At 43.9% G+C, this 22885-nt stretch carries 22 protein-coding genes and 1 riboswitch; of the genes, 19 read left to right on the top strand and 3 right to left on the bottom strand.

Annotation, left to right across the window (positions count from 1 at the left end):
* The first annotated feature begins 101 nt into the window (after positions 1 to 101).
* From IGI89_RS14620 to purB, 9 genes are all read left to right on the top strand, one after another.
* Positions 102 to 605 carry a hypothetical protein gene (locus tag IGI89_RS14620; RefSeq protein ID WP_139960193.1) on the top strand — a complete coding sequence of 168 codons (504 nt, stop codon included), beginning with the start codon at positions 102 to 104 and terminating at the stop codon, positions 603 to 605.
* Positions 606 to 637: 32 nt separating this feature from the next.
* Positions 638 to 1648, top strand: a complete 1011-nt coding sequence (locus IGI89_RS14615; protein WP_016620877.1) for a M15 family metallopeptidase — start codon at positions 638 to 640, stop codon at positions 1646 to 1648.
* Positions 1645 to 2250: a glycoside hydrolase family 73 protein gene (locus IGI89_RS14610; protein ID WP_005236425.1), complete on the top strand. Its 606-nt coding sequence runs from the start codon at positions 1645 to 1647 to the stop codon at positions 2248 to 2250. The genes IGI89_RS14615 and IGI89_RS14610 overlap by 4 nt, the downstream gene beginning before the upstream one ends.
* A 20-nt stretch (positions 2251 to 2270) precedes the next feature.
* Positions 2271 to 2948 (top strand): hydrolase, encoded by a 678-nt coding sequence (locus IGI89_RS14605; protein WP_008381475.1) that lies wholly within the window; start codon positions 2271 to 2273, stop codon positions 2946 to 2948.
* An 82-nt stretch (positions 2949 to 3030) separates the two neighbouring features.
* Positions 3031 to 3128: riboswitch (purine riboswitch) on the top strand.
* A gap of 76 nt (positions 3129 to 3204) precedes the next feature.
* Positions 3205 to 3786 carry a xanthine phosphoribosyltransferase gene (locus IGI89_RS14600; protein WP_016613323.1) on the top strand — a complete coding sequence of 194 codons (582 nt, stop codon included), beginning with the start codon at positions 3205 to 3207 and terminating at the stop codon, positions 3784 to 3786.
* Complete coding sequence (locus tag IGI89_RS14595) at positions 3786 to 5090, top strand: nucleobase:cation symporter-2 family protein (protein ID WP_438735785.1); 1305 nt, start codon at positions 3786 to 3788, stop codon at positions 5088 to 5090. Before IGI89_RS14600 ends, IGI89_RS14595 begins: the two co-directional genes overlap by 1 nt.
* A 331-nt stretch (positions 5091 to 5421) precedes the next feature.
* Positions 5422 to 5910: a 5-(carboxyamino)imidazole ribonucleotide mutase gene (gene purE / locus IGI89_RS14590; RefSeq protein WP_139960191.1), complete on the top strand. Its 489-nt coding sequence runs from the start codon at positions 5422 to 5424 to the stop codon at positions 5908 to 5910.
* Positions 5903 to 7021, top strand: coding sequence for a 5-(carboxyamino)imidazole ribonucleotide synthase (purK, locus tag IGI89_RS14585; RefSeq protein WP_172634721.1), 1119 nt, complete (start codon positions 5903 to 5905; stop codon positions 7019 to 7021). The genes purE and purK overlap by 8 nt, the downstream gene beginning before the upstream one ends.
* A gap of 13 nt (positions 7022 to 7034) precedes the next feature.
* Positions 7035 to 8333 (top strand): adenylosuccinate lyase, encoded by a 1299-nt coding sequence (gene purB, locus IGI89_RS14580; protein WP_008381467.1) that lies wholly within the window; start codon positions 7035 to 7037, stop codon positions 8331 to 8333.
* A gap of 45 nt (positions 8334 to 8378) precedes the next feature.
* Here the strand turns inward: purB and pbp4 are convergent, their stop codons facing one another.
* The 3 genes from pbp4 to IGI89_RS14565 all read right to left on the bottom strand — a co-directional run bounded on the left by pbp4 (position 8379) and on the right by IGI89_RS14565 (position 11570).
* Positions 8379 to 10427 (bottom strand): penicillin-binding protein PBP4(5), encoded by a 2049-nt coding sequence (pbp4, locus tag IGI89_RS14575; protein ID WP_438735783.1) that lies wholly within the window; start codon positions 10425 to 10427, stop codon positions 8379 to 8381.
* Position 10428: 1 nt separating this feature from the next.
* Positions 10429 to 11034: a DUF1054 domain-containing protein gene (locus tag IGI89_RS14570; protein WP_438735782.1), complete on the bottom strand. Its 606-nt coding sequence runs from the start codon at positions 11032 to 11034 to the stop codon at positions 10429 to 10431.
* Positions 11035 to 11135: 101 nt separating this feature from the next.
* A complete protein-coding gene (locus IGI89_RS14565; protein ID WP_086332312.1) occupies positions 11136 to 11570 on the bottom strand; it encodes a hypothetical protein in 435 nt (144 codons plus the stop codon).
* 214 nt (positions 11571 to 11784) lie between these two features.
* Between IGI89_RS14565 and purC the strand changes: the two genes are divergently transcribed.
* From purC to IGI89_RS14515, 10 genes are all read left to right on the top strand, one after another.
* Positions 11785 to 12510, top strand: coding sequence for a phosphoribosylaminoimidazolesuccinocarboxamide synthase (gene purC, locus IGI89_RS14560; RefSeq protein ID WP_005236408.1), 726 nt, complete (start codon positions 11785 to 11787; stop codon positions 12508 to 12510).
* Positions 12501 to 12773: a phosphoribosylformylglycinamidine synthase subunit PurS gene (gene purS, locus IGI89_RS14555; RefSeq protein ID WP_005230018.1), complete on the top strand. Its 273-nt coding sequence runs from the start codon at positions 12501 to 12503 to the stop codon at positions 12771 to 12773. The genes purC and purS overlap by 10 nt, the downstream gene beginning before the upstream one ends.
* Positions 12770 to 13447 carry a phosphoribosylformylglycinamidine synthase subunit PurQ gene (purQ, locus tag IGI89_RS14550; protein ID WP_438735781.1) on the top strand — a complete coding sequence of 226 codons (678 nt, stop codon included), beginning with the start codon at positions 12770 to 12772 and terminating at the stop codon, positions 13445 to 13447. The genes purS and purQ overlap by 4 nt, the downstream gene beginning before the upstream one ends.
* Entirely contained in the window at positions 13440 to 15668 is a 2229-nt protein-coding gene (gene purL, locus IGI89_RS14545; protein ID WP_016620870.1) for a phosphoribosylformylglycinamidine synthase subunit PurL, read from the top strand. The genes purQ and purL overlap by 8 nt, the downstream gene beginning before the upstream one ends.
* On the top strand, positions 15653 to 17077 hold the full coding sequence (gene purF, locus IGI89_RS14540) for an amidophosphoribosyltransferase (protein ID WP_016613330.1): 1425 nt from the start codon (positions 15653 to 15655) through the stop codon (positions 17075 to 17077). Before purL ends, purF begins: the two co-directional genes overlap by 16 nt.
* A 124-nt stretch (positions 17078 to 17201) precedes the next feature.
* Complete coding sequence (gene purM / locus IGI89_RS14535) at positions 17202 to 18248, top strand: phosphoribosylformylglycinamidine cyclo-ligase (protein ID WP_438735780.1); 1047 nt, start codon at positions 17202 to 17204, stop codon at positions 18246 to 18248.
* Entirely contained in the window at positions 18245 to 18829 is a 585-nt protein-coding gene (gene purN / locus IGI89_RS14530) for a phosphoribosylglycinamide formyltransferase (protein WP_016620869.1), read from the top strand. Before purM ends, purN begins: the two co-directional genes overlap by 4 nt.
* A complete protein-coding gene (purH, locus tag IGI89_RS14525) occupies positions 18822 to 20357 on the top strand; it encodes a bifunctional phosphoribosylaminoimidazolecarboxamide formyltransferase/IMP cyclohydrolase (RefSeq protein ID WP_438735779.1) in 1536 nt (511 codons plus the stop codon). The genes purN and purH overlap by 8 nt, the downstream gene beginning before the upstream one ends.
* A gap of 16 nt (positions 20358 to 20373) precedes the next feature.
* Positions 20374 to 21660: a phosphoribosylamine--glycine ligase gene (gene purD, locus IGI89_RS14520; protein ID WP_438735778.1), complete on the top strand. Its 1287-nt coding sequence runs from the start codon at positions 20374 to 20376 to the stop codon at positions 21658 to 21660.
* Positions 21661 to 21829: 169 nt separating this feature from the next.
* Complete coding sequence (locus IGI89_RS14515; RefSeq protein ID WP_008381441.1) at positions 21830 to 22744, top strand: aldo/keto reductase; 915 nt, start codon at positions 21830 to 21832, stop codon at positions 22742 to 22744.
* Positions 22745 to 22885 lie beyond the last annotated feature (141 nt).

The raw sequence follows: 22885 nt of genomic DNA, 5'->3' as shown, positions 1-22885 counted from the left end.
TATAACAAAAGAAATGAATTCTTTAAAATAATCAAAAACAATCGCAAAAAGTTTCCATTACGGCTGACTTTCAGTAAAATATAGAAGAGGAGGGATAACATATGCATAATGTATCAATAGCCATTATTTTAAATACGATTATCGAGCAATACACATCAGAAAAACAGTTTTATCAGACACATTTAGGAATCACTGAGGAGCAATGGGAAGCTTGGAAAAACGGCACAATGAGTTTATCGCCTGCTGAAAATCAGAAAGTGAAACTGCTGTTTTCGGATTATGAATGGATGCTGATCCAAAAAATCATTCGCCAGACCGTCATTTATCCAGAAAAACGCAATCAAGCGGTCGTCGAGTTCAAAAAAATGAAAACCCAAATCGCCAGAACGTGGCTAGGTAGCGATTTAGCAAAAGTCGAATTGTTAACAGAATCTGAAGAAACAGCCCAATACCTTGATTTGAGAGTCAGTATTACGTATGATGAGTGGGGTTATGATGATATATTAAACTTCCGATTGCCCGCTGTTGTTCAGCAGCAGATCCGCAATGAAAAAATCGAGTTGTTAGAGTGGGTTAAAGAAAATCTGGAAGAAACTTATAATTAAAGGTAGGGTATTTTTTGAAAAAGTATTATGGAATGGCTGCGGCAGCAGGATTCTTGTTTTTGGTTCTCCTAACCATACAAGTGAATCGAGTGACCGCAGTCACCCCAATAAAGAATCTAAGTATCGCTCGTTCTACTACTCAAACAGTGACGAGCACAACAACTGAATCCAGCAGTCAAACTTCGACGGAATACTCAGAGGATGCGCAAGAACAAGCAGCTGTTAGTGATGAAGTGAACGAAGATGATTTCCCAACTGTCTCATTGAATGATTGGTCATTGGCTCTGGTAGGACCAAAAAATAAAATCGTCAGCGAAATCGCGCAAGAAGATTTAGGGAAATTATCAAATGGCTACCTTGTGGACAAGCGAATCGTTTCGGCATACGAAGAACTAGCTGAGGCAGCAAAGGTGGCTGGACATCCTTTAGTCATGGTCTCTGCTTACCGTTCGGTAGAGTATCAACAGGAAATATTCGATGCCAATGTCAATAGCTTGATCCGCCAAGGGAATACAAAAGAAGAAGCAATTCGTATCACGAAACTGACCTTTACTGAGCCGGGATATAGTGAGCACCATACCGGTCTTGCGATTGACGTAATCGATGAAGACTGGTATCAAAATCATACAGGCGAACTTCTCAATGAGGGGTTCGGCGTTACAGACGGTGGAAAATGGCTACAAGCCCATGCGAGAGAGTATGGGTTCATCATCCGTTATCCGAAAGGGAAACATGACATTACCCAAATCGATTATGAACCATGGCATTTACGCTATGTAGGCGTCGAAGTGGCGACATATATTGAAGAACATGAGGTAACATTCGAAGAGTTTCTTGATGAGGCAAAAGAACACATCACTCGTAAAGAAGCAGAGCTGTCGTATCACGAATTGGCAGATCCTTTGCAGGAGGACTGGATCTTTACTAATTCTCTTACTAGAAATCAAGAAAATAGTCAACGAGCACAAGAAGAGTTGTTGATGAGTGGAGGCGACTTGTTCGCTAAGAACGTGTTTAGTCAGACAAAGGAAGTGAAAAAATGAGCGCAAGACGAAAAAAACAGAAGACTCGTTTCCCATTAGTCTTTCTAGGGTTATTCTTAATTGGGATTGCTTTTATTTTTTCCTTAAATAGTTTGGCGGATCCTCTTCCGAAAGAGGAAGAAACAAATACTGAAGCGATCTCTCATGAAGAATTTATCGATCGCATTGCTCCTTACGCGCAAGAACTGCAAAAAGGCTATGGGATTTTACCAAGTATCATTATAGGTCAGGCGATTCTTGAATCAGATTGGGGCCAGAGTTCTCTAGCCAGCAAATACAATAATTTATTTGGCATCAAGTCATTTGGTCATTCAAAAAAGGTGACATTAGATACCCAAGAGTTTTATAATGGAGAATGGGTCACGATTCAAGGAGATTTTCGTGTCTATGATACTTGGGAAGAATCAATGGATGATCATACGATGTTGTTTGTAAATGGTGTTGATTGGAATCCTGCGCTTTATGTAGATGTCTTGACAGCAAACGACTACCGCAGTGCCGCACAAGCCTTACAAGATGCAGGGTATGCAACGGATCCAGATTATGCCAGCAAAATCATTCAAGTCATTGAAACCTACCAATTGAATCGATTTGATCAATAAGAAAAGAGAGTTGGCTGCTTATGGAAGAAAAATATATGCCAAAAATCACCACTGATTTACGCAAAGATATCGTCAAAGTGCCTAAAGTTATTCGAGAGGCTAGCGGCATTCAAATATTTGGGAAACAAATCCGCTCCATTATTTTTACTACGGATATTGCGATCATCCGTAATACAAATGCGGACGCTGTGATAGCGGTCTATCCTTTTACACCGCACCCAGCAATTACGAAAGCAATTATCGAAGCAGCAGATATTCCAGTGTTTTCTGGTGTCGGCGGCGGCTTGACCCAAGGATTCCGCTCTTCTTATATGAGCATGTTTGCTGAAGCTCAGGGATCGATCGGGGTCGTCTTAAACGGACCCACGCCATTGAAAACTGTGGAGCAAGTCTGTAAAGTCGTGGATATTCCCGTTATCAGTACCGTAACGAGTAAGTATACTGAAATTGATGCCAAACTTGAAGCTGGTGTGAAGGTCATCAATATCAGTGCCGGCAAGGACACAGCGGATACCGTGGCTTTCTTCCGTAAAAAATATCCGAAGCTGCCGATCATTGCAACGGGTGGTCCAACTGAGGAGAGCATCTTAGAAACGATTGAAGCAGGTGCGAATGCGATCACTTACACGCCGCCTTCCAACGGGGAGCTTTTCAGTAAAAAGATGGAGCACTATCGTGATATGGAGAAACCAGAGTAGCAAATGATCCACAAATGAGAATATTTTTATTTATAAAGGGCATTCCATGCTTGTGTTTTTAATCAAAGACAGGCATAATCGAATCTATCATTTAAAAATTACTTGTATATCGTCGAAATATGGTCGACAGTCTCTACCCGATACCGTAAATATCGGACTATAAGTAAAAATCGTGCCTGTTAGACACTTTTTTTGCTTTGGCAAAAAGAGTGTCTTTTTTTTCAGGATGGAATAGAAAGGAACGAGGAGAGCTAGGATGGATAAATTAGTTGAGCGTATCAAAACACACGGGAACGTCTTGGGTGAAGGGGTTCTCAAAGTGGACCAGTTTTTGACCCACCAAGTGGATTATGAGTTGATGAGAGAAATCGGTACAGTTTTTGCAGAACGATTTCAAGAAAGTGGGATCACCAAAGTAGTGACCATCGAAGCTTCAGGGATCGCACCAGCACTTTATACTGCAGAAAAGTTGCAGGTACCAATGATCTTTGCTCGAAAAGCAAAGAGTCTGACGATGGATGAAGAGTTGTTGACCGCATCGGTCTATTCCTTTACTAAGCAAGTGACCAGCCAAGTATCGATTTCCAAGAAATTCTTATCTTCAGATGATACGGTATTAATAATTGATGATTTCTTAGCAAACGGACAAGCTGCAAAAGGATTGATCGAATTGTGTCAGCAAGCAGGCGCAAAAGTCGTTGGCATTGGGATCGTCATTGAAAAATCATTCCAAACTGGTCGACAATTGCTTGAAGAAATGGGAATCCCCGTTGTTTCCTTAGCACGAATCGCCTCATTGTCGGAAGGCCAAGTTAGCTTTTTAGAAGGAGATGCCTAATGAAAGAGACGAATAGCCGTTCAGCAGTTTTGGGCTTGCAGCATTTGCTAGCGATGTATGCAGGAGCTGTTGCCGTCCCTTTGTTGATTGGAACAGGCCTCGGCTTTAATGAAGCGCAGATGACGTATTTGATCTCGATCGATATTTTCATGTGCGGAATCGCTACGCTTTTGCAATTAGTCGTCACCCGCTTTTTTGGGATTGGCCTACCAGTCGTTTTAGGTTGTGCCATCCAAGCTGTCTCCCCATTGATTTTGATTGGCACCAAATCAGGAATCAGTGCGATTTACGGAGCGATCATTGCCGCTGGGATTTTCATTGTCTTGATCGCCGGCATTTTTTCGAAAATCAAAGTTTTGTTTCCCCCATTGGTGACGGGAACGGTGATTACCGTCATCGGTTTGACCTTGATTCCAGTCGCCATCACCAAAATCGGTGGAGGGGATGCCGCAGCTGCTAACTTTGGTGATCCAACGAATTTATTGTTAGGCTTTGTGACGATTGCCCTGATCATTGGCGTGCAAGTGTTTGGCAAAGGCTTTATTCGCTCGATTGCCGTACTGATCGGTTTGATCGGTGGGACTATTTTAGCAGCATTATTAGGCTTGGTTGATCTTTCTGCCATCACTCATGCACCTGTGTTTCATTTGCCTCAGCCTTTTTTTTTCGGTTTACCAACCTTTGATCTGTGGTCGATCGTCTTGATGATCATTATTTCCATCGTTAGTTTGGTAGAATCCACAGGCGTTTATTTTGCACTGGGAGACATTACTGAAAAACCGATTACAGGCAATGACTTAAAGCGCGGCTATCGTGCGGAGGGCTTGGCGGTGATCCTTGGTGGGATCTTCAATACGTTTCCTTATACTGGATTTTCACAAAACGTAGGTTTGGTTCAACTTTCAGGCATTAAGACGCGCCGTCCGATTTTCTTTTCAGCAATCTTTTTGATCGTATTAGGGTTGTTTCCAAAAGTCGGTGCCATCGCACAGATCATTCCAGAGGCAGTGCTTGGCGGCGGCATGTTAGTGATGTTTGGCATGGTGGCTGTTCAAGGGATGAGAATGCTGAGCAAAGTTGATTTTATGAATGACAAGAACTTGTTAGTGATTGCAGTATCAATCGGTTTTGGTTTAGGGTTCAATATGATGCCCACTTTATTCAGTCAAATGCCTGAAACCGTTCAAATGTTTACAGGCAATGGGATCGTCATGAGTAGTTTGACTGCCATTGTTTTGAATCTGTTCTTTAATGGACTGCCGAAAGAAACAGACGAAGTGACGGAATTGCGCTTGCAACAGTAAGTTTATTTGATCCAGACGAGGATTCGTCTGGATTTTTTGTATTGTTCCTTTATTTGTCTTATTATCGGATATCTGACGTGTTGAATACATATCTTTGAGATAAAAGCGAACAATGAAAAGTAAAATTTGTTAATAGTTCGAAAATATTTTGACATTGCTCGGGCTACTCGTTACTATTTAGAGGTGAAAGTGATTGTTAGCAGAGCCATGTGACTTCGGGATATCTCAGGCGTAGCGATAAAAGGTTGCTAACAAAATGATTTTCGTAAGAAAAATACTTCTGAGGTTTATTCAGAAGAGAATCGTAAAAAATCGTTGGAGGGAAAATCAAATGAAACCAGCAGTTGCAGTGATTATGGGGAGCAAGTCAGATTGGGAAACAATGAAGGAGTGCTGCTTGATTTTAGATGAGTTAGCGATACCTTATCAGAAAAAAGTCGTTTCGGCACATCGTACACCAGATTTGATGTTCGAATTTGCAGAAACAGCCCGAGAAAAAGGGATTAAAGTCATTGTTGCAGGAGCGGGTGGCGCTGCTCATTTGCCTGGAATGGTGGCAGCTAAAACAACATTGCCGGTCATTGGTGTTCCCGTCCAATCCCGCGCATTAAACGGTTTGGATTCCCTTTTATCGATCGTGCAAATGCCGGGTGGTGTACCAGTAGCAACAACGGCGATCGGAAAAGCTGGCGCAACTAACGCAGGACTACTTGCAGCCCAGATGCTTTCCATGTATGATTTAGAGATAGCGGAGAAATTAGACGCACGAAGAAATACATTAAAAGAAATCGTATTGGAAAGTAGTGATCAACTTGATTAAACCTTTAATGCCCAACGCAACGATCGGAATCGTTGGCGGAGGACAGCTAGGTCGTATGATGGCAATGAGTGCCAAAGAAATGGGCTTTCGGGTTGGCGTTTTAGACCCTACTGCCAATTGTCCAACAGCCCAAGTCGCTGATTGGCATATTGTTGCTGCCTATGATGATGTGTTTGCTTTAGAAGAAATGGCTCGACGTGCCGATGTAATCACCTATGAATTTGAAAATGTCAGTGTTGAAGCATTGAACTCTATTTTGCCTTACTCACATATCCCTCAAGGCACCGATCTGTTAGCAATCACTCAAGATCGTTTGTTAGAGAAGTCATTTTTAGAGGCAAACAATATCGTGATTGCACCTTATGCCACGATCATCAGCCCGACAGACATCCAAGATGCCATCGATAGCATTGGTTACCCTTGTGTATTAAAAACCACCAGAGGCGGCTATGACGGAAAAGGACAGCACGTGCTTTACAGTACGGCTGATTTGGCGCCTTCCATGAATTTACTTCGCGAAGGAACTTGCGAATTAGAAGCATGGATTCCTTTTGAAAAAGAATTATCGATTTTAGTTGCCGGTAATGGAGAAACCTTTACCACTTTCCCAGTGGTAGAAAATATCCACCGTAACAATATTTTGCATCAAACGATCGCTCCTGCGCACATTGATCCAGAAGTTGCCGAAGAAGCCAAACGGATCGCTCACATTATTGCAAAAGCTTTGGATCTGCAAGGCGTTTTAGCCATCGAAATGTTCCTGACCAAAAGCGGCGGCTTGTATGTCAATGAATTGGCGCCACGTCCGCATAATTCGGGTCACTATTCGATCGAAGCTTGCTCCATGAGTCAGTTTGACGCTCATATCCGCGGCATCTGTGGCTGGCCGTTGCCGGAAGTTTCTTTGCTTTCACCAGCAGTCATGGTCAATGTCTTAGGAGATGAATTGACAGAAACCTATGATCTGATTGCCACAAAACCTGCTTGGCAATTTCATTACTATGGCAAAGAAGAAGCAAAAACCGGTCGCAAAATGGGACATATCACTATTTTGACGGAAGACATTGCAGAAACCACTGAAGAAATCTATCAAACCAATATTTGGGATTAAAGGAGATAAAAACATGTTAGAGCGTTATACAAGACCAGAAATGGGTGCTATTTGGACCGATCAAAATCGCTACCAAGCGTGGCTAGAAGTCGAGATTTTAGCTGACGAAGCTTGGGCGGAATTAGGAGAGATACCGAAAGAGGATGTTGCATTGATTCGTGAAAAAGCATCCTTTGATATCGACCGTATCTTAGAGATCGAAGCGCAAACGCGACATGATGTGGTTGCTTTTACCCGAGCAGTCTCTGAATCTTTGGGTGATGAAAGTAAATGGGTCCACTACGGCTTGACGTCGACGGATGTTGTTGATACGGCGTATGGTTACTTGATGAAACAGGCCAACGATTTGATTCGGGAAGATTTGAACCGTTTCGTGACGATCATTGGCGAAAAAGCCAAAGAATACAAGCATACCGTGATGATGGGACGTACCCATGGTGTTCATGCGGAACCAACGACCTTTGGCTTGAAATTAGCCTTGTGGTATTCAGAAATGAAACGCAATGTTGAACGTTTTGAGCGGGCAGCAAAAGGGGTCGAAGCTGGAAAGATCAGTGGTGCTGTTGGAACCTTTGCAAATATCCCTCCATTTGTCGAAGAGTATGTCTGTGAAAAACTAGGGATTCGTGCGCAAGATATTTCCACGCAAGTATTGCCTCGTGACCTACATGCAGAATATTTCTCAGCAATGGCATTGATCGCAACCAGCATTGAGAAATTCGCCACCGAGATCCGTGGACTACAAAAATCAGAAACGCGGGAAGTTGAAGAATTCTTCGCCAAAGGACAAAAAGGTTCTTCTGCCATGCCCCATAAGCGTAACCCAATCGGTTCTGAAAATATGGCCGGACTTGCAAGAGTCGTTCGCGGTCATATGGTGACGGCTTATGAAAATGTCTCCCTTTGGCATGAACGGGATATCTCACATTCATCGGCAGAACGGATCATTATTCCGGATACGACGATTTTGATCGATTACATGCTGAATCGCTTTGGCAATATCGTCAAAAATCTGACCGTTTTCCCAGAGAATATGAAGCGCAATATGAATGCGACCTTTGGATTGATCTACAGCCAACGGGTGATGTTGAAATTGATCGATCACGGGATGACCAGAGAGCAAGCCTATGACTTGGTTCAGCCGAAAACAGCGCAAGCTTGGGATGAACAAACGGATTTCCGCCCATTGTTAGAAGCTGATCCAGCAATCACGGATGTTTTGACCAAAGCTGATTTGGATGATGCGTTTGATTACAACCATCATTTAAAACAAGTTGACACGATCTTTGAACGTGTCGGTTTAGCCGAATAAAAAAAGCTGCAACCTTGAGACCTCCGTCTTAAGGTTGCGGCTTTTTTAATAATTTTCAGCTAAGTAGGTCAATAGATCAGGTGCTAAACCAGTTGCTGATTGGTTATCCTGGCGATCTTCTAACATGGAAACCATCAGAAATCCTTGATCTTGCGAATCGAAGGCGAATAAGAAGCTGTTTTCTTGGCCTTTTTCATCTTGCTTTTCTTTGATTTCAGCAGTTCCTGTTTTGGCAGCTAGTGGAATGTTCAGCGCTGCCAAAGAGTGTGCCGTTCCGTTGGCATCTGAGACAACCGCCGTTAAATCTTGATTGATTTGCTCAATCGTCTCTGCTTTAAAGACTTCTTTGTCCTTTTGTTCTGTCTCTTTCAATAAACGGGGATAGACCAGCTTCCCTTGATTGGCAAAGACCGAGTAAGCAGCAGCTTGTTGAATGGGATTCAGTAACAGTTCTCCTTGTCCATAGCCGGTATCTGCCAGTAAAATCTCTGAGTTGAAGGAGTCTTCATTGGAAATTTGAGCAGGATTCATCGCAATCGGTAAATCAAACGTTTCGCCAAAAATCAATTTCGACAAGCCATTACGAAAAGCATCTTCACCCATAGCTAAGGTTTGTTGTGCCATATAGATGTTATCAGAGTAAACCAGTGCATCTTTTAGATTGACAGAAGCTACATCGCTGACTCTGGTGACAAAGTAGTCTCCCCACGAGCTGTCTTTTTGCCACTTCAATCCATCAATCGCAATACTTTGGGTAGGGTCGATCGTACTGTTTTCTAAGCCAATCGCTGCCGTGATGGTCTTAAAGGTCGAACCTGGCGCATAGGCCGTAGCAAAGCGGCTGATGAAAGGCAAGTCTTCATTTTGTTCATACGCATCATAGTCTTCTTGTGAGATTCCTTGGGTCATTTTATTGGGATCATAACTTGGTGAGCTGGCTAATACTAGCAGATCACCGGTTTTTGGTTCTGTGACGACCGTGGAGCCCGCCTGATTTTGTAAGGCGTCAAAAGCTGTCTTTTGGGCTTGTGCGTCAATGGTCAGTTGGATATCTTTACCATCTGCCCGTTCTTTTTCTAAAAGAACCGATTTTTCAGCACCGTCTTCATCAGTGATGGCAATTTTTCCGCCATTTTCGCCCCGCAACTCTTTGTCAAAGGCAGCTTCCAGACCACTACGACCAATTTGTCCGTTACTTGCTAGTGTTTCATCTTTTTCGATATCTTCTGCAGTCACGTTCCCTAGATAACCAATCAACTGGGCAGCGGCTTCTCCAAGAGGATAAGTCCGTCCCGTCGTTTCTTTTAAACTTGTTCCAGTTGGCATTTCGTCGGTTGGTTCGATAATCTTCAAGGGAACGAACAACTCATCTTGGACCCACGATTGCGCCAACGCTTGATCGATCGCTTCTTCTGATAGGTCAAAACGTTCCGCGATTGCTTTGATATCGGCGGTTTTTTCGTCTCCCGTACCCAGCTGCCCTGGAATGACGCCTAGTTGATAGAGCGTGCCATTTTCTGCTAGCGGTTCGTTGTTTCGGTCTAAGATTTCTCCACGTGTGGCATTATCTACAGAGATACTAACTTTGTCTTGTCCTTCCATTCCCGGAAAAATCAATTGAGGCGACCAATCGATCTTGGCTTGGTCATCAGCCAGAGTAATCGTGCCACTATAAGACAGCTCGGTTAATTCACCTAACGAGGTGGTTAAGGAACCGTTGTATTGGAAATTGAATTGATCGGAATCCTTATCATCGGGCGTTACCTCAATTCCTGAAGCTTTAAATGATTCGGCACCGATACCAGTGAAAATTGCTTCGTATTTTGCTGAGACTTCGTCTGCGGTAAAGCCGTTTGATTCCAAACTTTCTTCGGTCAGTAAAGCAGATAGATCGCTGTACTTCTGATCAGATATAGCATCGATAAAGGAATTGAGGACTTTTTTTGCTGCTGCTTCTTCTTGTCGATTTTGATAGACTGTATAGCCATAATAACCGCCACCAAGTACTAATAAGGCGGCAGGGAGTGCCAGCCAGACGAAACGCTTAGGTTTTTTCGCTGGTTTTTCTTTGCGAGAGCGCCGGTTTTCTGACATATTATTGTTCCTCCTTTAGTGCCGACAAACGGGCGTGATAAAGCGGCAACAGCGTTTGATAAACTGCTAAAATATCCGCCATTTCAACGTCTTCGATCATTTCTTTTGGAAAGATCTTGCCAATTTGAAGTTCACTTTTTTTGACTTTCTGTAATCGTTCTAAGTAGGTTGGCCATTTAGCGATTGGAGAGTGGTCATACTTGGTATGATCAGGAGATAGCGTAAAGTCTGCTGGCAAGTGATCAAATAATTCTTTTTGAGCCAGCCAAGATTCCGCGATCGTTGCTTGATTTTTCGGTTGATCGATCACACTGAGCCAAACAAAGACATACGCTTGATTGATTCCAATTTGAAAGTGGGCATCCATTTTATAACCACGCTTGTTAGGGCCGATCCCCGCCCACGTTTCGGCAGGAGGGTAGACGGTTCTACGCCGATGCTGTGCGATATGCAAATAAAAAGGGTCTTGACAGCTTTCTTCAAATAATGGGATCGCTGCCTCGCCGATGGTTTGGAAAACCGGCTGGATCTCTGAACGGATTTTTTCCATTCTTTCTTCTAATGTTTCTAAAGCAAAAGCATCAAATGACTGTTTTGTAAATAGCATAATCGTGTCCTTTCTTTTGTCTGAAAACAGTATAACAAAAAAAGCCCGTAAAATTTCGGGCTTTTGTTTATTTTATCTTATTTTTATTTAGTGATTACCCGTCAGTGCGTAGCGTGACTTAAGTTAAAGGTAGGGGCTTGACTTTGTTCCTTCAAAAGATGCAAAAGATCGTCTAAAAAAGAAAAGTCCGTTTCTTCTAAATTAAAATAAATACGGAAAGAATACGTATGTTTAAATAAGCTTTGACGATGTATCTGGTGAATGATCAATTCGTCATTGCGGCCATTTTGAAATTGTAGAACTCTTTTTTGTTCTTCTGCATAGTGAGGACGTGCCCCTTTTTTGAAGGGACTGAATACATAGAAACTCGTTTGTTGGTTAATGGAAAGGATTTGCTGCACGGCCAATAATTCGTTATGGAGCTGTTGTTTTTCTTTGTCTGTTAGATGAGCTAAAAAAAGTTCAGCACGATTCTTTAGCGACCACATATAGTACTCCTCCTTGAATGTAGCTACAATACGACCTAAATATAGCATGAAAATAGAATGTTGTAAACGCTTTATAAAACCCTTCGCCAGTCAAACGGGAGAGGTAAACTTGCTTGATGGGATAAAAGGCGAACATTCGTGTTTATTAATGTGTAAATGTACAGATAATCGTTGACCCGCTTTTTCAGCGTTGTTAGAATAATAAACAAATAAAGATGTGTGTCATCGCTATGTGAAAAATAATACTTAACTGAGGTGGAATATGGAATCAGAAGTGCTTCTTTATGAAGGAAAAGCCAAGAAATTGTTTAAAACCAACGAAGAAGATGTGTTGAGAGTCCTTTATCTGGACCAAGCAACTGCGCTGAACGGTTTAAAGAAAGATGCAGTCGCAGGGAAGGGTGCCCTAAACAATCAGATCACTGCGCATCTTTTTCAGCGTTTAGCTGATAAAAATGTCCCAAGTCACTTTCTTCAATTAGTGTCTAAACACGAACAATTAATTCGAGCTGTCACCATGATTCCTTTAGAAGTCGTTGTTCGCAATACGGCTGCTGGTAGTTTTTCAAAGCGCTTGGGCATCGAAGAAGGAACCAAACTGCCAAAGCCGATCGTGGAGTTTTACTACAAAGAGGATCGCTTAGATGATCCGTTTATCAATGACGATCATGTGTTCTATTTGGGTCTTGCCACAAAAGAGGAACTGGACCTGATCAAAAAACTGGCACTACAAGTCAACGCTGCGTTACTGGAAATCTTTGCAAGTATCCAGATTCAACTGATCGATTTTAAAATCGAGATCGGCAAAACCAAGAAGGGCGAGTTGCTCCTGGCTGATGAGATCTCACCAGATACTTGCCGCTTATGGGATATGGGTACAAATGAACATCTTGATAAAGATGTCTATCGTCGTGATTTAGGGGACATCGTTCCTGTTTATGAAGAAGTTTTAAATCGTTTAGAAAAGGAGAATTCAACATGTATTTAGTCAAAGTTTACGTCACTTATAAGGAATCTGTTTTGGACCCTCAAGGAGAAGCCGTCAAAGGAGCTGTTCATCGCTTAGGATATCAAGATGTCAGTGATATTCGCATCGGGAAATACTTTGAAATCAAAGTGACACCTTCCAACAATCAAACACAAGCAGCAGTAGCAGAGGAGATTGAAGCGATCTGTGACAAACTTTTAGCAAACGTCAATATGGAAACCTACCGTTATGAAATAGTTCAAATGGAGGAAGCAGCCCTATGAAATTTGCAGTGATCGTCTTTCCTGGATCAAATTGTGATGTTGATTTGATGTGGGCAATCAAAGATATCATGGGGGCAGAAGCAGAATATGTGCGCCATGATGCAGAAAGCTTAGCCGGTTTTGACGGTGTTTTGCTTCCAGGAGGATTTTCTTATGGTGATTACTTAAGATGCGGAGCGATTGCCCGTTTTTCTACGATCATGTCAGAGGTCATTCGTTTGTCAAATGAAGGCAAACCTGTCTTTGGTACCTGCAATGGGTTTCAAATTTTAACGGAAGCGGGCTTGTTACCAGGGGTTTTACAAAGAAATGAATCATTGCATTTTATTTGCAAGCCGGTCCGTCTGCAAGTGAATAATCAAACAGCTTTTACTTCTGAATATGAAACGGATCAAGTCATTACGCTTCCTGTCGCTCATGGTGAGGGCAATTATTATTGTGATGAAACGACTTATCAGGAATTGGTTGCCAACAATCAAATCGTTTTCCGTTATGAAGATAACGTCAACGGCAGTCTACACAATATCGCTGGTATCTGCAACAAAGCAGGCAATGTCCTAGGCATGATGCCCCATCCAGAACGAGCGATGGAAAGTTTATTAGGCTCAGAAGATGGCAAGAAGTTTTTTGCTTCATTATTGAAAAATTTTGGGAAGGTGCCGGTAAATGGATAAAATGATCGTAAAAGAACCTACACCACAAGAAATCAAAGACACGAAATTATACGAGCAATGGGGATTGACCCAAGAAGAATATCGGATGATCTCAGAAGATATTTTGGGACGTTTACCAAACTATACCGAAACTGGACTCTTTTCAGTGATGTGGAGTGAACATTGTTCTTACAAAAATTCCAAACCTGTTTTGCGGAAATTCCCGACAGATGGGCCGCAAGTACTGCAAGGTCCGGGAGAAGGTGCGGGCATCGTGGATATCGGCGATGATCTAGCTGTCGTATTTAAAGCGGAAAGCCATAATCATCCTTCTGCGGTGGAACCTTATGAAGGAGCAGCAACTGGTGTTGGTGGGATCATCCGCGACATCTTTAGTATGGGAGCAAGACCGATTGCTGTTTTAGACTCCTTACGATTTGGTGAGTTAGATAATCCAAGAACGAAATATCTTTTGGAAGAAGTCGTTGCTGGGATCAGTGGCTATGGCAACTGTATCGGGATTCCGACCGTTGGTGGTGAAGTGGCATTTGATCCTTGTTATGAAGGCAATCCGTTAGTCAATGCCATGTGTGTAGGGATCATTGCCCACAAGGATATTCAAAAAGGGCAGGCCAAAGGTGTTGGGAACACCATCATGTATGTCGGCGCAAAAACAGGACGCGACGGGATACATGGGGCGACTTTTGCATCGGAAGAATTTGTCGAAGGAGAAGAACAACAACGTTCCGCCGTACAAGTCGGTGATCCTTTTATGGAAAAACTTTTGTTGGAAGCTTGTTTGGAATTGATCGTGGATCATTCGGACATTTTAGTCGGAATTCAAGATATGGGTGCTGCTGGATTGGTTTCTTCTAGTGCCGAGATGGCATCAAAAGCCGGATCAGGTTTGCGCTTAACATTAGATGATGTTCCACAACGAGAAACCAATATGACGCCTTATGAAATGATGTTGTCAGAATCCCAAGAGCGGATGCTTATCTGTGTCAAAAAAGGGCATGAAGCTGAAGTGGAAGCCCTCTTTAAGAAATACGATCTAGAAGCAGTCGTGATCGGTGAAGTGACGGATGATGGCAACTATCGTTTGTTCCATCATGGACAGGAAGTCGCTAATTTACCAGTGGATGCTTTAGCTGAAGATGCACCGACTTACTACAAAGAGATGGCAGAACCAGCACGGATCAAAGTGTTTAAGGAAACACCGGACTTTGTTCCAGTGATTCATTCAGCAACGTCTGTATTTGCGGACCTGCTGCAGCAGCCGACGATCGCTTCGAAACGCTCGATTTTTGAAACCTACGATTCGCAAGTTCGTACCAATACCGTGGTAGGACCCGGCAGTGATGCGGCCGTTTTACGAATCAAGGGAACCAATAAAGCCTTGGCGATGACGACTGACTGTAATGCTCGTTACCTCTACTTAGATCCTGAAGTCGGCGGACAGATCGCAGTTGCAGAAGCTGCTCGAAATATCGTCGCTTCCGGTGGGCGTCCATTGGCGATCACTGACTGCCTTAACTTCGGCTCGCCAGATAAACCAGAAGGATTCTGGGAGTTATCTACGGCTGCTGACGGGATCTCAGAAGCTTGTCGTGTACTAGAGACACCAGTAATCTCTGGGAACGTCTCCTTATACAACGAAACGGACGGACAATCGGTCTATCCAACGCCTGTAATTGGGATGGTCGGATTGATCGAAGAGCTGGCGCATATCACGACGCAGCATTTCCAAGCAGCAGGGGATGTGATCTATGTCCTAGGGGAAACCCATGCTGATTTCAATGGGTCTGAATTGCAAAAACTGCAGACAGGAAAGATCGCTGGGCGTTTAATGTCCTTTGACCTTGAAACAGAAAAAATGAACCAACAATTGGTTACCGCAGCGATCCAAGCAGGTCTTGTTCAAAGTGCCCACGACTGTGCCGAAGGTGGTTTAGCGATCGCTTTAGCCGAATCCGCTTTTGACAAGGGCTTTGGTCTAAATGTGACCGTGTCATTGCCAGCAGCACAATTGTTTTCAGAAACCCAATCCCGTTTTGTGCTTTCAGTCGCACCTGATAAGCAAGCAGCTTTTGAAGCACTGGTAGGTGCTGCTGCAATAGCGATCGGGGAAGTGACTGCTGATGGCCAGATTCGCATGCAAGCACAAGATGATACGATCGAGATGCCCCTTACTGAGGCGAAATTGAAATGGGAGGAAGCCATTCCATGTTTAATGAAGTAAAGAGCCTCAACGAGGAATGTGGGGTTTTTGGTGTTTGGGGTCATCCAGATGCCGCTCGTGTCACCTACTTCGGACTACACAGTTTGCAACATCGCGGCCAAGAAGGTGCTGGGATCGTCACGAATGATGCGGGAAAACTCAATGGTCACCGTGATTTAGGTTTGCTAGCGGAAGTGTTTTCGGATGAACGTGTCCTCCAGCGTCTGACAGGAGATGCTGCCATTGGTCACGTTCGTTACGCAACTGCTGGTAATGGTAGCGTTGATAATATTCAACCATTTTTATTCAAATTTTTTGATCAGCAGATTGGCTTAGCTCATAACGGCAACTTGACGAATGCGAAAAGTCTACGGAAATCATTAGAAGAGGCTGGTGCGATTTTCCACTCGAATTCCGATACAGAGATTCTCATGCACTTGATCCGTCGCAGCGAAGAACCGCTTTTTATGGATCGGGTCAAGGAGGCATTAAATCAAGTTAAAGGTGGATTTGCGTACCTTTTACTGACGGAAAATGCCATGATCGCAGCACTAGACCCCAATGGCTTTCGGCCATTGTCAATCGGGAAAATGGTCAATGGTGCTTATGTGGTGGCTTCAGAAACCTGTGCGTTGGAAGTCATCGGTGCGGAATTTATTCGTGATGTCCGACCGGGCGAAGTCGTGATCATTGATGATGCAGGCATTCAAATCGAGCAGTATACCCAAGAAGTACAACCGGCGATTTGTTCGATGGAGTTTATTTATTTTGCCCGTCCTGATTCCAACATCGCTGGCGTCAATGTTCATCGTGCCCGTAAAAATATGGGCCGTCGCTTGGCAAAAGAGGCGCCGATCGAAGCGGATATGGTCATTGGTGTACCGAATTCATCCTTATCTGCTGCCAGCGGGTACGCAGAAGCTTCAGGTATTCCTTATGAATTGGGCTTAGTAAAAAATCAATACATTGCACGAACGTTTATTCAACCGACACAGGAGTTAAGAGAGCAAGGCGTGCGAATGAAGCTCTCAGCTGTTCGTGGCGTAGTCGAAGGCAAACGAGTGATTCTAGTCGACGATTCGATCGTCCGAGGAACCACCAGCCGCCGTATCGTGCAACTGCTAAAAGAGGCAGGTGCCAAAGAAGTTCATGTGCGTATCGGTTCGCCGCCTTTGCGCTATCCATGTTTTTACGGGATCGACATTCAAACGAGAAAAGAATTAATCGCAGCCAAATATACGGAAGCTGAGATTTGCGAAAAAATCGAAGCAGATTCTTTGGCCTTTTTAAGTGAAGACGGGTTGATCGAAGCGATCGGTTTAGATTTCGACGCACCTTACTCAGGATTGTGTATGGCCTATTTCAATGGCGATTATCCAACCCCTTTGTATGATTATGAAGAAAACTATCTCGCGTCTTTAGCTGAATAAGCTGAATAAATAGTAGGCAAAAATGGTTTTTCAAACGAAGCAGTGAAGGACCGCTGGTTTACTTGCGTTAACGACGAATGAGCTGAATGAAGAAAAGCGGATGAATGATTGAGGAGGAACGAACGTGGCAAATGCATATGCAAAAGCCGGTGTCGATGTCGAAGCCGGTTATGAAGTAGTCGAACGGATCAAAAAGCATGTGAAACGAACAGAACGGCTAGGCGTGATGGGGGCAATCGGGGGCTTTGGTGGCTGTTTTGACTTATCATCGTACCAATTGAAAGAACCGGTACTCGTTTCTGGGACAGATGGTGTAGGAACCAAGCTTTTGTTGGCGATCCAACAAGAACAGCACACAACGATCGGCATTGATTGCGTCGCGATGTGCGTGAATGATATCGTCGCTCAAGGGGCAGAACCTATCTACTTCCTTGACTATGTTGCAGTTGGTAAAAACGATCCGGCAAAGATCGAACAAATCATTGCTGGTGTCGCAGAGGGCTGTGTGCAAGCGGGGGCTGCCCTGATTGGTGGGGAAACCGCTGAGATGCCGGGGATGTATCAGCCAGAAGAATATGATCTTGCTGGTTTCGCCGTAGGGATCGTCGAAAAAAGTCGCTTGATCACTGGAGAAACCATTAAAGAAGGCGATGAGCTGATTGGTTTGCCTTCTTCAGGCATTCACTCCAATGGGTACTCTTTAGTCAGAAAAATCTTTTTTGAACAGCATGGCTATACAGGAGCAGAAACGTTTACGGAACTTGGTAACCAAACGCTTGCAGAAAGTTTATTGACGCCAACGAGAATTTACGTTGATGCACTGAAACCTTTATTGACAGAAGGATTGTTAGCTGGAATTTCTCATATCACTGGTGGCGGCTTTGTTGAAAATATCCCACGGATGCTGCCTGAAGGACTTGCGGCAGAAATCGCCTTAGACACTTGGCCGCAGTTGCCAATATTTGATATGATCGCTACTCATGGCGCGATTCCTCATCAAGAAATGTTCGAGATTTTCAATATGGGTATCGGTATGGTCTTAGCCGTTGCGCCAGAAAATGTTGCGGCAGTGATGGCACTTCTATCCGCCAATGAAGAACAAGCATACCGGATCGGTAAAGTGACCAAACGTAACAACGAAGCCGTTTGCTTCAAAGAGGCAGTCCGATGAGGATCGCCGTCTTTGCTTCTGGAACGGGCAGCAATTTTACAGCGATCGCCGATGCGATCCAAGCAAATAAAATCAAAGGAGCGCAGATCGGGTTGGTCTTTTCCGATAAACCTGCAGCGCCAGTAATAGAAAAAGCCCGCGCGAGAGACTATGAAACGCTTGTCATAGAGCCAGCGGCATTTGCATCAAAAGCAGCCTTTGAAAATAAATTGATCGAAGAATTGCAGGATCATGCCATCGATTTTATTGTTTTAGCAGGGTATATGCGAATCATCGGCAACACTCTATTATCCGCTTATGAAGGCAGAGTCATCAATATCCATCCCTCCTTGTTGCCGAGTTTCCCAGGTAAATCTGGGATCGCGGATGCCTTCGCTTACGGCGTGAAAGTGACGGGAGTGACGGTTCATTATGTCGATGCCGGCATTGACACAGGGCCAATCATTGCCCAAGAAATCGTTCGGATCGACACCGACGATACATTAGCAAATGTGACAGAAAAAATTCATCAAGTAGAACATCAAATCTATCCAGCTGTTTTAGCTGAAATCGTGGAAAAGGGGCTATCGAATCGTGAATAAACGTGCATTAATCAGTGTGTCTGACAAAGAAGGACTCGTACCATTTGTCCAAGAATTGACCAATTTAGGATTTGAGATTATCTCAACCGGCGGGACAAAAACGGCCTTGGAACAAGCGGGGCTTCAACCGATCGGCATCGAAGCGGTCACAGAATTTCCTGAAATGATGGATGGTAGGGTCAAGACGCTACATCCACGGGTGCATGGTGGTCTGTTAGGACGGCGTGATCTGCCTTCTCATATGGAGGCAATGGCTGAGCATGGCATTTTACCGATCGACCTTGTTGTCGTCAATCTTTATCCATTTAAAGAAACCATCAGTAAGCTTGACGTCACAGAAGCCGACGCAATCGAAAATATCGACATCGGCGGACCAAGCATGCTACGTTCTGCGGCGAAAAATCATGCCTCAGTAACTGTTGTCGTTGATCCCAACGATTACGACTGGGTTTTAACTGAGCTGAAGGAAGGCAATACGACGTTGGCATCAAGAAAGAAATTAGCTGCCAAAGTCTTCCGCCATACCGCCGCTTACGATGCCTTGATTGGTGAATACTTGACCAAAGCGGTGGCTGAAACAGAAACAGAGACCTTGACGAAAACCTATGTTTTGAAACAAACATTGCGTTATGGTGAAAATAGTCATCAGAAAGCTTCCTTCTATCAAGATGCATTACCCGTGCCCTATTCGATTGCCAGCGCAAAACAAATCCACGGCAAAGAATTGTCTTACAACAACATTAAAGATGCTGACGCTGCCTTGCGGATCGCAGAAGAATTTACAGAGCCAACTGCAGTAGCCCTCAAGCACATGAATCCCTGTGGAATCGGAAGTGGAGAAACGATTGCTGAAGCTTTCCAAGAAGCTTACGAAGCAGACCCAGTGTCGATTTTTGGCGGGATCATTGTTTTGAATCGTCCAGTTGATGTGGCAACTGCGGAGCAACTGCAGCGGATTTTTCTTGAGATCATCATTGCACCTGCATTTGAAGAAGAAGCACTAGAAATCTTAACGAAGAAAAAAAATCTGCGCCTGCTGGTTGTTGATTTCGAAAAAGCAGCCAAACAGCCAGAAGTTGTCTCTGTCCTTGGAGGCTTATTGGTGCAAGAACCAGATGATCAAATGGAAACACCAGAAGATTGGACCGTGGTGACAAAGAGAAAGCCAACAACAGAAGAAAGCGCAGCTTTGGCTTTTGCTTGGAAAGCGGTGAAACACGTGAAATCTAATGCCATCGTTTTAGCCAATCAACAGCAAACCGTCGGGATCGGCGCTGGTCAAATGAACCGCGTGGGTTCGGTGAAAATCGCCGTCGAACAAGCCCGTGAAAACAATAAATTGGCCGGTTCAGTGCTGGCAAGCGACGCCTTTTTCCCAATGGATGACAGTGTTGAATATGCAGCGCAACAAGGAATCAAAGCGATTATTCAACCTGGTGGCAGTATAAAAGATCAAGAGTCGATCGACATGGCAGATAAATACGGTGTGGCGATGGTCTTTACTGGTGTTCGTCATTTTAAACACTAAGAAATAGGAGAAGACGATGAAAATACTTGTTATTGGTAGTGGCGGTAGAGAGCATGCCGTCGCAAAAAAGTTTCTGCAGGATCCTCAAGTGGAAACAGTCTTTTGTGCGAAGGGTAATCCCGGTATGCGAAAAGACGGGATCAAGACAGTCGCAATTGAAGAGTCCGATCATGAAAGTCTAATTGCTTTTGCTCAAGAGCAGGAGGTTGATTGGACCTTCGTTGGTCCGGAAGTTCCGTTGCTAAATGGCATCGTAGATGATTTTCAGGCGGCGGGCTTGAAAATTTTTGGCCCCAATCGCCAAGCAGCGATGATCGAAGGATCAAAAGAGTTTGCCAAAGAATTGATGCGGGACAATCACATTCCAACAGCAGACTATCAAAGCTTTACAGATAGTGCCCAGGCAAAAGCCTATATCCAACGTAAAGGTGCGCCAATCGTCATCAAAGCAGATGGTTTAGCGGCGGGCAAAGGCGTGGTTGTCGCGGAAACCATTGAAGAAGCAAACGCAGCAGTCGAAGCGATGCTGGAGCAAAATGCTTTCGGTGAAAGTGGTGCAAAAGTGGTGATCGAAGAGTTTTTGGCTGGCGAGGAGTTTTCGCTATTGGCATTTGTGAAGGGCGAAGCCGTCTATCCAATGGTCATTGCCCAAGACCATAAACGTGCCTTCGATGGCGATTTAGGTCCGAATACAGGAGGTATGGGGGCTTATACGCCGGTACCGCAGATTCCGCAAGAAATGGTCGATCAAGCGGTAGCAGAAGTTTTACTTCCTGCAGCAAAAGGGATGATTCGCAACAATACACCGTTTACGGGGATTCTCTATGCAGGTCTGATTGCTACCAATGATGGACCGAAAGTCATCGAATTCAATGCGCGTTTTGGCGATCCAGAAACACAAGTCGTGCTAAGTCGCTTAGAAAGCAGTCTAGCCCAGATCATTGATGATCTCTTACAGGACCAAGTACCTACGATCCAATGGAATCAATCGGCTTCGATCGGTGTCGTGATTGCCTCTCAAGGATATCCAGGCAAGTATCAGCAAGGAATGCCTGTCCCAAGCCCAGAAGGAGAAGGAACGCAATTCTTTTATGCAGGAGTGGATGAAGCTGCCGACCAAGGTGGTTTGACGGCAGCTGGTGGGCGCGTTTTTCTTGTGGAAGCATCAGCTGAGAATTTAGCTGCTGCACAAAAGAACGTCTATGAAGCAATCAGCAGGTTGTCTTTATCTGGCTTATATTACCGAAACGATATCGGCGATAAAGCCTTGCAATATAGCAACTCATCAAAGGCGATGAAGTAAAGAATATTTCTGTGCATAACACAAACTGAAAAAAAAGGAGGGCTGCCAGTAGAACCAATCGGTTGTGCTGGTGGTTTTCATTTTATAGGAGGTTTTTTTGACGTTGGTGTAGCGTTTTCATCTTGTTGTGCTAAAATAAGAATGTAGTTTAAATAAGGAGGAACTTTACGTGAAAAAAATTAAATTCGGTCCCACTGATTTAGAAGTATCTAGCGTGATTTTAGGCTTGATGCGAATCAACAATGCCAAAGACCCAGTGAAAGTATTGACGACAGCGATTGAAAATGACATTACCTTTTTTGACCATGCCGATATCTATGGGCGTGGGGAGTGTGAAACGATTTTTGCGGAAGCGTTAGCAAAAACGGATGCCAAAAGAGAAGAGTTGTTCATTCAATCAAAATGTGGCATCGTTCCAGGTGAAATGTTTGATTTTTCGAAAGAGCATATCATTTCTTCCGTTGAAGGTAGTTTACAGCGTTTGAAAACCGATCATTTGGATGCGCTACTATTGCATCGCCCTGATACTTTGTTTGAACCAGAAGAAGTGGCAGCTGCCTTTGATCAATTAGAAAAAGACGGCAAAGTGAAATACTTCGGTGTCAGCAATCAAAAACCTGGTCAAATCGAGCTATTGAAAAAATATGTTTCGCAACCTTTAGTAGCGAATCAACTGCAATTCGGGATCATGCATACAGGGATGATCGATCAAGGGATTCATGTCAATATGACGGATGCTGGCAGTGTCGACCATGATGGAGAAATTTTGGAATATTCTCGTTTGCATGAGATGACGATCCAAGCTTGGTCTCCGTATCAGTATGGTTTCTTTGAAGGGGTCTTTATCGGCAACGAGAAATTCCCAGAGTTAAACGAAAAATTAACCGAACTAGCGAACAAGTATCAAACGACACCGACAGGTATTGCCTCTGCGTGGATCTTACGTCATCCAGCAAATATGCAAGTGATTGCCGGAACGATGACCCCGCATCGAATTGAAGAAATTGCGCAAGCTTCTTCGATCGTATTGACCCGCCATGAATGGTATGAAGTGTATAAAGCAGCAGGGAACATCTTGCCTTAATTTATACGTAAATTCCGTTTTATTCAGTTGTTATAAGGATGAATGTTCGCGAAAGACGAACATTCATCCTTTTTTTTCAAAAAGTATTTCTAAAAAGCTTGTATTTCATTTCCAGGTGGTTTAAATTGTTGTGGGCGTTAA

Origin of the sequence: Enterococcus sp. AZ141 (assembly GCF_051714385.1) — a bacterium.
Taxonomy (GTDB): Bacteria; Bacillota; Bacilli; order Lactobacillales; family Enterococcaceae; genus Enterococcus_D; species Enterococcus_D entomosocium.
This window is presented reverse-complemented; position numbering and strand designations above follow the sequence as displayed.